The organism is Phyllobacterium sp. P5_D12, assembly GCF_054049495.1.
Window position 1 is genome coordinate 1 of the sequence record NZ_JBFUMG010000139.1, and the last position, 9,895, is coordinate 9,895.

General features: G+C 58.3%; 11 protein-coding genes. 4 read left to right on the forward strand and 7 right to left on the reverse strand.

The features are described from left to right. Positions 1-283 precede the first annotated feature (283 nt). On the forward strand, positions 284-1,045 hold the full coding sequence (locus ACXJ5O_RS11545) for a DeoR/GlpR family DNA-binding transcription regulator (RefSeq protein ID WP_457300017.1): 762 nt from the start codon (positions 284-286) through the stop codon (positions 1,043-1,045). A 64-nt stretch (positions 1,046-1,109) separates the two neighbouring features. Then, positions 1,110-1,676 (forward strand): methylated-DNA--[protein]-cysteine S-methyltransferase, encoded by a 567-nt coding sequence (locus ACXJ5O_RS11550; RefSeq protein WP_457300018.1) that lies wholly within the window; start codon positions 1,110-1,112, stop codon positions 1,674-1,676. A 46-nt stretch (positions 1,677-1,722) separates the two neighbouring features. Here ACXJ5O_RS11550 and ACXJ5O_RS11555 read toward each other — a convergent pair whose 3' ends face one another. After that, positions 1,723-3,102 carry an aminotransferase-like domain-containing protein gene (locus ACXJ5O_RS11555; RefSeq protein ID WP_457300019.1) on the reverse strand — a complete coding sequence of 460 codons (1,380 nt, stop codon included), beginning with the start codon at positions 3,100-3,102 and terminating at the stop codon, positions 1,723-1,725. Between the two features lie 195 nt (positions 3,103-3,297). Here ACXJ5O_RS11555 and ACXJ5O_RS11560 point away from each other — a divergent pair, with 195 nt between their 5' ends. Next, a complete protein-coding gene (locus tag ACXJ5O_RS11560; RefSeq protein WP_457300020.1) occupies positions 3,298-3,690 on the forward strand; it encodes a DUF983 domain-containing protein in 393 nt (130 codons plus the stop codon). A gap of 24 nt (positions 3,691-3,714) precedes the next feature. On the opposite strand, the gene ACXJ5O_RS11565 is transcribed toward ACXJ5O_RS11560, so the two are convergent. Beyond that, complete coding sequence (locus tag ACXJ5O_RS11565; RefSeq protein ID WP_457300026.1) at positions 3,715-4,455, reverse strand: SDR family oxidoreductase; 741 nt, start codon at positions 4,453-4,455, stop codon at positions 3,715-3,717. A 102-nt stretch (positions 4,456-4,557) separates the two neighbouring features. Here ACXJ5O_RS11565 and ACXJ5O_RS11570 point away from each other — a divergent pair, with 102 nt between their 5' ends. Then, positions 4,558-5,172: a TetR/AcrR family transcriptional regulator gene (locus tag ACXJ5O_RS11570; RefSeq protein ID WP_457300021.1), complete on the forward strand. Its 615-nt coding sequence runs from the start codon at positions 4,558-4,560 to the stop codon at positions 5,170-5,172. Here the strand turns inward: ACXJ5O_RS11570 and ACXJ5O_RS11575 are convergent. From ACXJ5O_RS11575 to ACXJ5O_RS11595, 5 genes are all read right to left on the reverse strand, one after another. Next, positions 5,169-6,740: an alkaline phosphatase D family protein gene (locus ACXJ5O_RS11575; RefSeq protein WP_457300022.1), complete on the reverse strand. Its 1,572-nt coding sequence runs from the start codon at positions 6,738-6,740 to the stop codon at positions 5,169-5,171. The two genes, ACXJ5O_RS11570 and ACXJ5O_RS11575, sit on opposite strands and share 4 nt — an antisense overlap. Before the next feature lie 203 nt (positions 6,741-6,943). Next, on the reverse strand, positions 6,944-7,405 hold the full coding sequence (rpsP, locus tag ACXJ5O_RS11580; RefSeq protein WP_457300023.1) for a 30S ribosomal protein S16: 462 nt from the start codon (positions 7,403-7,405) through the stop codon (positions 6,944-6,946). A gap of 23 nt (positions 7,406-7,428) precedes the next feature. Further along, positions 7,429-7,734, reverse strand: coding sequence for a chorismate mutase (locus tag ACXJ5O_RS11585; RefSeq protein ID WP_114429549.1), 306 nt, complete (start codon positions 7,732-7,734; stop codon positions 7,429-7,431). Between the two features lie 2 nt (positions 7,735-7,736). Beyond that, positions 7,737-9,308: a signal recognition particle protein gene (gene ffh / locus ACXJ5O_RS11590; protein ID WP_457300024.1), complete on the reverse strand. Its 1,572-nt coding sequence runs from the start codon at positions 9,306-9,308 to the stop codon at positions 7,737-7,739. Positions 9,309-9,545: 237 nt separating this feature from the next. Continuing rightward, positions 9,546-9,895 (reverse strand): BrnA antitoxin family protein (locus ACXJ5O_RS11595; RefSeq protein WP_457300025.1); only part of this gene is annotated, 350 nt, incomplete at its 5' end.

Consider the following 9,895-nt stretch of genomic DNA (forward strand, 5'->3'; position numbering starts at 1 on the left):
GAGTTGGTCTGCTGAAGGAGGGTTGTGGGCTCTCCAAGAACAGGAATCCGTCTGTGGCAAAGACTTCTGTTTCGCACCCCCATAACTGCTTTTTGATTATTTGCAGGGATACTACCCCTCATGATGAGCCTGTCGAACCACGCATTTGTCTAATAATGTGACTTTCCACCTTTATTTCACCTATGTCAACACGTTTCTGTGGTGATTTGTGGCTTTGATGACAAATTTGTGGGAATCGTGTGGTAATCTTGCGGGTAATTTACTCTTGGCTAGGGTTTCGGGCATGAATTCCAAACGACACGGTGAAATAAAACGTCTGCTGCAGGACGAGGGGACCATTTCGATCGCCGATCTGGCTCAAAAACTTGGCGTATCCCTGGAAACGATCCGGCGCGACGTAAAGCCCATGACCGATGAGGGCATAATCGTCAAAATCCATGGTGCCATCGGCCTGCCGCAGCATCTGGGTGAAGCGCCTTTCGAGATACGCATGCGCGAAAACGCCCCAGCCAAGCGCATGATTGCGCAATGGGTCGCGCGGACTATCCAGGACGGCGAATCCATCATGCTGGACACTGGGACGACCACGAGTTTTCTCGCGCGCGAATTGCTGCAGCACCGGAACCTGACGGTCGTAACCAATTCATCCGATATTGCCCGAACGTTGGCAACAGTGAATGGCAACAGGGTTTTCATGGCGGGCGGTGAGTTGCGCCGGGATAGCGGAGCGGCCTTCGGGGTTTCGGCCATCGAGTATGTCAATCGCTTCAGTGTCGCCCATTCTGTTATTTCGGTGGGTGCGATGGATGCGATTGGCGGCCTTACCGACTACGACCTGGACGAGGCGGAATTTGCCCGCACGGTATTGTCGCGCGGCACACGTTCAATTGCGATCACAGACGCGGCAAAATTCGGCAAGCGCGGCCTGGTCCAGGTCTGTGGTTTTGGCGGGTTCGGCGAACTGGTGACCGACCAGGAACCGCCAAACGACATCATGCAGGCACTGCATGCGGCCGGTACGGTTGTGAACATCGCGGGCAAATGAGCATGAATCGGGTGGGCATCTCACGCTGAGGTGCTAGAATCATGTCTCAACGGAGATCGACGTGATGAGGATTTTGCTGAAGAGGTCCATAGAAACGCCTCTTGGAGCGATGATTGCGATGGCGAGCGACGACGGGTTGTCATTGCTGGAGTTTCACGATCGGCCAGCCTTGCCGGTGGAGGTCGAGGAGCTCGAAAAACGCTATGGCTATTCCATTGAACCTGGCCGCAATGCCATGCTTGAGCAGATCGAGGCAGAGCTGACTGACTATTTTGCCGGCAAACTCACCGGGTTCGACACACCGCTCGTGCTGCCGGGCATGGCATATCAGCGGCAGATATGGTCGACCCTCCAGGCTATCCCCTATGGGGAAACACGCACATATGGCGGCATAGCCCTGGATCTGGGCAAGCCGGGTTCAAGCCGTGCCGTGGGTGCGGCCAATGGGCAAAACAGGGTTGCAATCGTCGTACCGTGCCACCGTGTCATTGGTGCGGATGGCTCGCTGACGGGTTATGGCGGCGGGCAGCGGCGCAAGCGCCACCTTCTCGATCTCGAACACCGGATTTTCGCCGGCATGGCCAGGCAACCAGTGTTTCATCCCATTTCGGCACAGGGAAGCTTTCTCTAGCTCTTTGTTTTTGCGCAAACCGCTTCACACTTTCCCTGGAATTGCTCTAGACGATCAAGCCCGTCGAGAACTGCGGCTCATGCAGCAGCCGGTCCAGCAGCAGCAATCCCTGTTCGAGACGCGGACGATCGGGTGCGGCGCCAAGCGAGACGCGGACCGCCTCCTCTGACGAAGTTCCGACGCTGAAGGCGGGTGCGGCCACGATGCCAAGCGCGGAACGGCGGGCAAGCGCGGCGAACTCGGCGGCTTTCCAATGTTCGGGCAGGGTCAGCCAAAGATGGTGGCCTGTAGGCTCGGCGGCGTATTGCCAATCCTTGAGAATGACCGCGGCAAGTGATTGCCGCGCGCGGCTTTCTTCCCGTATGGCGAGGGCGATCTGCTTGAGCGTGCCGCTCTCGATCCAGCTGGTCGTCAGGGCGGCCAGGAGCGGCGACGCACCCGGATTGCTGGCGCGCAGGGAAGATGTGAGCTTCAGGACATCCAGCGCTGAAGGACAGGCCACAAAGGCGACACGCAGGGCAGGCGTTGCGCATTTCGACAGTGTCGCGATGTGCCAGGTGATCTCCGGCGCCAAGGATGCAAGAGCCGGCAGCGGCTCGTCTAGAAGTTCCGCATAAGGATCRTCCTCGATAATCACGACCCCATATCGGCGCGCGATTTCGGCCATCTCTCGCCGGCGTTTGAGTGGCATGGTGGCCGTGGTCGGATTGTCGATGGATGAAACGATGTAAAGCGCCTTGGGGGCATGGTCCCGGCAGCATTGTTCGAACGCCTGAGGCAGTATGCCGAACTGATCCATGGCAAGCGGATGGAGCGTGAACCCGAGGGTTGCCGCGAAGCATTTGAGCCCTGGATAGGTATGGGCACCGGCGCAAATGGCGCCATTGGCGGCCACGAGGCTGCAAATGGCGAAGAGTGCACTTTGTGCACCGCCGGCAACCAGAATATTGTCGGGCGAGGGCGCATGGCCAAAACGCGGCATCAGCCATTGCGCGGCGGCATGCCGTGCGGCTTCGGTGCCGGCAATCTCCTGATAGGAAAGAAGCCGGCTGGAGGGTTCAACCAGCAGTGCGCCGATGCCTGCGGCAATCCGTTCAGGCAAACGGGCCTCGGCCGGTTGCGGCGGGATATTCATGCTGAGGTCAAGTTCAGCTGCCGGAGGTGCCACTCTCGGGGCAACCGCCTGTTGTTTCACGAATGTACCCGAGCCAGTTCTGGCCTCGATCAGATCGAGACGGCGCGCCTCGTTCAGCGCGCGCGTAACTGTGGTAAGATCGACGCCAAGCTGGCGCGCGATCTCCCGTTGCGGCGGCAGCGCATCGCCTGAAGTCAGCAGGCGAGCGGCGATATCGGCAGTCAAGGCATCGACGATACCTTGATGCTTGTATCTCGACGTGGCAGCGATGCGAGGCTTCCAGATGGTCATTGCGAACTCATTGTATGGCTATATACCCATACAATTACAGGCCAGATGGGATGCTGGCAAGTCAAATTGCCGCTATACAACGAATATTTCTTTCATTTCTCCTCACAAGGAGTATGTTTCCTGTAGTCAATTACCAATTGTATGGATATTTGTGTCGAAGGCCATACAGATACAATAGGGTCGAAAGGCAAGACCATGGCTCACATTGTTCATTATCATCCTACTGAAAACCCGATGAAAACCGGGATTCTGGGGCGCTGCCCGCGATGCCAGCAGGGGCACCTGTTCGATGGCTTTCTCAAACTGGCTCCGTCCTGCGAGGTTTGCGAGCTGGATTATTCCTTTGCCGATCCGGCGGACGGTCCGGCGTTCTTCGCCATGACCATCGTTGCGGTGCCCGCCCTGGTCTTCGCACTGTGGTTGCAGACGACGTATGAAGTGCCGATCTGGGTGCATCTGATCACGACGCTGCCGTTGACGCTTGTGGGTAGTCTGCTGCTTCTGCGGCCGTTGAAGGGCTGGCTGGTCTGCTCGCAATATTTCCACAAAGCGGAAGAAGGCAAGCTTGTGCGCAAGGGCGATAGCTGAGGGATTGCCCTTGCGCAATCTCGATCAGGCGTTGGCGCCGCCGTCGATGGTGAGCGATGCGCCTGTGATAAAGCGGCCTTCGTCGCCCGCAAGGAACGTTACGAGACCGGCGATATCGCTCGCCTCTCCAAACTTCGGAATCGCCATACGGGCGCGCTGGCCATCGGCGTGATCGCCATTGGCGGGGTTCATGTCCGTATCGGTCGAGCCGGGGTGGACGATGTTGGCTGTGATTTCCCTCGGGCCAAGATCACGTGCCAGCGCCTTGGTCAGCCCTATGAGGGCGGCCTTGCTGGTTGAATAGGCGATGAGGCCGGGGAAAGGCACGATCTCGGCGAGATTGCTACCGATGTTGATGATACGCCCGCCCGCGCCCATCAGCGCCGCCGCTGCTTTCGCCGCAACAAAGCTCGCGCGGACATGGATGGACATGACGCGATCGAACTCCTCGAGCGTCAATGCATCGACGGTGCCCATCGAGTAGACGCCGGCGTTGTTGACGAGAATATCCAGCCTGCCAAATTTGGCTTGAGTCTCGTTGACTGCCGCCTCGATGGCGGCTGCATCGAGATTGTCCGCCTTAATGGCGATGGCGCGACGGCCCAGCCTCTCGATTGCCTTGACGGTCTCCTCAGCCTTCGAAGCGGCACTCGTATAGGTAACGGCGATATCAGCGCCATCCTGTGCCAATTTCAGTGCAATCGCTGCGCCCATGCCGCGGCTTCCGCCGGTGATGAAGGCAACTCTATTTTCAAGACGCGACATCATGTTATCCTTTTTGTAGTGATCGATACATATTTTAATGTCACGCTTGCGAACCGGCGTCAAGTGATTTATGTATTAATCGATACAGAAAGGAAGTTCGTGATGTCTCCGAAGGGTCGTCCCCGTGCATTTGACCGCGATGCAGCGCTTGATTGTGCCATGCGCGTGTTCTGGCAGAAAGGCTATGACAGTGCTTCCATGGCGGATCTGACGCAGGCGATGCACATCAATGCGCCCAGTCTCTACGCCGCATTCGGCAGCAAGGCGGAGTTGTTCCGGGAGGCAGTCGAACTCTATACGAATAAGATCGGCCAGCGCATCAAACATTCATTGCCGACAGCAACGACTGCAAAGGAGGGCGTCGCGGATTTTCTCATGCAGACAGCCATCTCCCATACTGATCCAGGCCAGCCGCATGGTTGCATGGTGGTGATGGGCGCGCTGCACGGCGATGAGGGTCCCGGTACGCCGTCATCGCTGCTGAAGGAGCGACGTCTCGACAATGTGACACAGTTGCGCCAACGGCTGGAGCGCGCCGTGCGCGAAGGCGAACTCTCCGAGACTGTCGATATCCAGCAGGTGGCGGAATTCTACGCGACTGTACAACACGGGATGTCAATCACAGCGCGTGATGGCGCCACACTCGAGCAATTGAAGAAGACCGCCGATGCTGCCATGGCGGCCTGGGGCGGGTTGACTTCACCACATCAGATCTAACGAACGGGATCGAGCGTTACCTTGTAAAGTTCGGCATCCTCGCGGTCCATCAGCCTCACGGTCATCTGTTCGCTTGCCGCATCGATATCAACGAGACCGAAGAATTGCAGCCCGGCCGAGGGTGGCAGGTTCTGGCCTTGCTCGGGCGTTGGCGCCTTGATGAACTTGAGTTCCGGTCCGAAGGTCTTGTCGAGATCGTTGGGACCGAAGGTGCCGGCATGGATGGGGCCCGAAACGAATTCCCAAAACGGCTCGAAGTCCTGGAACTGCGCTTTGTCCGGATTGTAATAGTGCGCTGCCGTGTAGTGCACATCTGCTGTGAACCAGACGGTATTGCGGATACCGGCAGATTTGATGAAGCGCAGCAGATCGGCGATCTCGAGCTCCCGGCCCTTCGCTGGGCCGTTGTCGCCATTGGCGACAGCTTCCGCGCCCTTCTTTGCGGTCGCATTGTCCCACACCACCAGACCCAGCGGCATGTCCGCAGCGATGACCTTCCAGGTCGCGCGGGAATTCAACAGTTCGCGCTTCAGCCAGCGCACCTGGTTTGCGCCAAGAATGGACGATTCCGGCGTGATCGTGTCTTCCATATCCGGACCATTCGGGCCGCGATAGGAACGCAAGTCGAGAAAGAAGACGTCCAGCAGCGGGCCATAGGCGATCTTGCGATAAACGCGTCCAGGTTCAGCAGGCGTGTAGCGGATCGGGGTCATTTCGTGAAAGGCCCGCGCGGCCCGGGCCGACAGGAGCGCGATGGACTTTTCTGTGTAGCGATCGTCGGCGGTGAGGTCCTTGGAGGAAGACCAGTTGTTGAGCACTTCGTGGTCGTCCCACTGGAGGAAAGTCGGGCAGATTGCATTCAGGGCGCGGACGTGATCGTCGAGCATGTTGTATTTCCACTGACCGCGATACTCGTCCAGCGTTTCTGCCACCTTGCGCTTTTCATCGGTAATGATGCGGTTTTTCCACTTGCTCCCGTCCTTCAACGTCGTTTCTTCGACCAGGGGACCGTCGGCATAGATCGTATCGCCCGAGTGCAGGAAGAAATCGGGGGTGTGGCTGGCGACAGTCGCGTAGGTCTTCATGCCGGTCTCGTCGATACCCCAGCCTTGACCCACTGTATCGCCTGACCAGGCAAAACGGATATTGCGCTTTGCTGTCGGGGCGGTTTTGAAATGGCCTACAATCGGTTCCGAGACAGCATTGAGGTCGCTAAGATCAACTGCAGTCAGGCGGTAGAAAATATCCTGGTCCGAGACGAGATCGGTGAGCAATTGCTTTACTGCAAGGTCGCTGTCCGGGAAGGCATTGAGCGGCGGTAACGAATAGGCGTTGGCAAAGCTCTCGGTGGTGGAAACTTCGATATTAACCCGCGCTGGCCTGTCGGTTCGCGTCCAGATCATGCCCGTCGTCGCGTCGACGTCACCAGACTGAACACCATGCGTGAAAACCGGTCGCGCATTCGCGCGTGAATAGGACGGGAGGGCAAGACCTGACGTTGCGGTCAATGCAACGGCTCCTGATGAAGCGAGGAAGTTGCGGCGCGTGAACGAAGCCGATCTGCTCATAGTGTTCTCTCCGGGCTGGCTGACGCATGACCCCAAAACCGCAAAGGGCTTGGGGGAGGATTATGCGCCATTTCAAAGTGGCTGGCTGCGTCTTCTTTGCGCGGAGAACGTTTCAGTTTTTTTGCAGTTCTGTGAAGTTTGCTCAAAAACAAAAACGGGCGGCAAAAGCCACCCGTTTTGTTGTCAACAGCAGCAGCTGATGATCAGCTTGCAGCTTCTTCGGCCGGAGCTTCTTCGGCAGGGGCAGCAGCTGCTTCAGCGGCGGCAGCCTTTTCAGCCTCAGCGGCGGCAGCAGCAGCTTCCGCATCAGCAATGACCTTGGCCTTTGCATCTTCTTCAGCCTGCTTGGCCATGGCAACGCGTTCCTGTGCCTTCTTGCCCGGCAATGCCTTTTCAGGATTGCTGCGGGTGTCGCGCTTGGCGATACCGGCCTGATCGAGAAAGCGAAGAACGCGGTCCGTTGGCTGTGCGCCGTGACCGATCCAGTAGTTGATGCGGTCGGCATCAAGCTTGACGCGCTCGCCATCCTTGGGAAGCATCGGATTCCACGAACCGACGTTTTCGATGAAACGGCCATCGCGCGGCGAACGCACGTCAGCAATGACGACGTGGTAATAAGGGCGCTTCTTCGACCCTGCGCGGGCCAGACGAATTTTCAGTGACATTGGTATTCTCCTTGGTAGTTGGGTTAACCGCCGTTTTCCTTGGCGGCTGTTGTTTCGTGATGCCTGATCACTTCCTTGACGATGAAGTTCAGGAACTTCTCGGCAAAATCGGGGTCCAGATCTGAATCCAGCGCCAGCGAGCGCAGACGTTCGACCTGTAGTTTTTCACGGCCCGGGTCAGCGGGTGCGAGGCCGTTCTTCGCCTTCAAAACGCCCACTGCCTTGGTGCAGCGGAAACGTTCGGCGAGCATGTGGATCAACGCTGCATCGATATTGTCGATGGAAGCGCGCAACTGGAGCAGTTCTTTGGGGAGAGAGGAGGACGACATATTCACCCTTTCTTTTTCGGCAGTCCGGGAAGACCGCCACCAAGGCCGGGCAGACGCGGCATGCCCCCGCCCAGACCGCCTAATCCGCCCGGAAGACCACCAAGCAAGCCGCCACCCTTGCCGAAACCAGCGGCTTCCGCCTGTTTCTGCAGGGCTTCAAGCTGCTTCGGATCCATCTTGGACAGGTCGGGCATGCCCCCCATGCCGCCTAGCCCACCGAGACCCATTTTCGCGCCAAGGCCGCCCATCATCTGTTTCATCATGCCGCCTTTGCCCTTGCCGCCCATCGCCTTCATCATGTCCGCCATCTGGCGGTGCATCTTGAGAAGCTTGTTGATGTCGGCGGCATTGGTGCCGGAACCCTTGGCGATACGTTGCTTGCGTGAGTGCTTGAGCAAATCGGGATTGCCACGCTCGGCCTTGGTCATTGACGAAATGATCGCGAGCTGGCGCTTGAAGATGGAATCGTCAAGACCGGCCGCAGCCATCTGATCCTTCATCTTTCCCATGCCGGGCATCATCCCCATGATGCCGCCCATGCCACCCATCTTCTGCATCTGGCCGATCTGGTCAGCCAGATCGTTGAGATCGAACTTGCCGGACTGCATCTTCTTGGCCATCGCCGCGGCTTTTTCCGCGTCGATGTTTTCAGCAGCTTTTTCGACCAGCGAAACGATGTCGCCCATGCCGAGAATGCGGTCGGCGATGCGGCGAGGATAGAATTCCTCCAGCGCATCCATCTTTTCGCCGGTGGCGATCAGCTTGATCGGCTTGCCGGTGACAGCGCGCATGGAAAGGGCAGCACCGCCACGGCCGTCGCCATCCATACGGGTAAGAACGAGACCGGTGATGCCAACGCGCTCATCGAAGGATCGCGCAAGATTGACGGCGTCCTGGCCGGTCAGCGCATCGGCGACCAGCAGGATTTCATGCGGATTGGCCTTTTTCTTGATGTCGGCCATTTCGATCATCAATGGCTCATCGATATGGGTGCGGCCCGCCGTATCGAGAATGACCACATCATGGCCGCCGAGCTTGGCCGCTTGTACGGCGCGCGCTGCAATCTCGACGGGCGTCTGGCCAGCAATGATTGGCAGCGTGTCGACGCCGGTCTGCACACCAAGCTGGCGCAATTGTTCCTGCGCGGCGGGACGGCGCGTATCGAGAGAGGCGAGCAGCACCTTCTTCCTCGACCGCTCGGTGAGGCGCTTGCCGATCTTGCCGGTGGTGGTGGTTTTACCGGAACCCTGCAGACCAACCATCATGATGACGACGGGCGCCGGCGCGTTCAGATCAATGGTGACGCCCTCGGCGCCGAGCATGTCGATCAGCTCGTCATGGACGATCTTAACGACCATCTGGCCGGGTTTGATGCTCTTGACGATATCAGCGCCAACTGCCTTGGCACGAACCTTGTCGGTAAACGAACGGACGACATCGAGCGCGACGTCAGCTTCGATCAGGGCGCGGCGCACTTCGCGCAAGGCCGCAGCGACATCGGCATCCGACAGCGCGCCACGGCCTGTGAGGCCGTTCAAAATCGAACCAAGTCGTTCCTGTAAGCTCTCGAACATCCAGTTTTCCTTTATTCCTTCGGAGACCCATTCCCCAAAAGATAAGTACCAACCGCGCCAGGGCAAAGAGCTCAAAGCAAAATGACACCCGAGGGCGCATCGCGCTGTCGGGTGTTGACCTCCGGGATCGTCTAGACCCTTGCGGGGCCCCGGTCGGCTGCTCGGAGTTTCAAAACTCGTCGCGGATTGATGGGCGGCTTAAACAGGAAATAGAGGGTGAAGTCAAGACGCGCGGGGTCAGGCGCGTTTTTTCCGGCGTGTTACAGCGTCAGGCCGCTCATTTCGGGTCTCGAGTTGCATGAGCTTGCGCAATGCCTCGTCGATGCGGCCCTGCCAGCCACGCCCGCTTGAGCGATAATGATCGAGGACATCCGGGCTAAGGCGGATGGAGACCGGGATTTTTGTGTGGGCACTAAATGGGCGACCCGGGCGGCCTTTCGTGAATTCTTCGGTGACAAGCACGGTGTCTGGATCGTCCAATGCCGCTTTAGTAAGCGCCGCATCTTCTTCAGGAGTCAATGATGCAGCGTAAGCTTTGGCCAGGGCAACCACCTCTTCCCTAGTCCGAGGTGTATACTGCCTTTCTG

Bases quoted from the DNA above. Each gene is read 5' to 3' on its own strand.
- ACXJ5O_RS11545 (WP_457300017.1), top strand. From the start codon at position 284: ATGAATTCCAAACGACACGGTGAAATAAAACGTCTGCTGCAGGACGAG.
- ACXJ5O_RS11550 (WP_457300018.1), top strand. From the start codon at position 1,110: ATGAGGATTTTGCTGAAGAGGTCCATAGAAACGCCTCTTGGAGCGATG.
- ACXJ5O_RS11560 (WP_457300020.1), top strand. From the start codon at position 3,298: ATGGCTCACATTGTTCATTATCATCCTACTGAAAACCCGATGAAAACC.
- ACXJ5O_RS11565 (WP_457300026.1), bottom strand. From the start codon at position 4,455: ATGTCGCGTCTTGAAAATAGAGTTGCCTTCATCACCGGCGGAAGCCGC.
- ACXJ5O_RS11570 (WP_457300021.1), top strand. From the start codon at position 4,558: ATGTCTCCGAAGGGTCGTCCCCGTGCATTTGACCGCGATGCAGCGCTT.
- ACXJ5O_RS11575 (WP_457300022.1), bottom strand. From the start codon at position 6,740: ATGAGCAGATCGGCTTCGTTCACGCGCCGCAACTTCCTCGCTTCATCA.
- rpsP (WP_457300023.1), bottom strand. From the start codon at position 7,405: ATGTCACTGAAAATTCGTCTGGCCCGCGCAGGGTCGAAGAAGCGCCCT.
- ACXJ5O_RS11585 (WP_114429549.1), bottom strand. From the start codon at position 7,734: ATGTCGTCCTCCTCTCTCCCCAAAGAACTGCTCCAGTTGCGCGCTTCC.
- ffh (WP_457300024.1), bottom strand. From the start codon at position 9,308: ATGTTCGAGAGCTTACAGGAACGACTTGGTTCGATTTTGAACGGCCTC.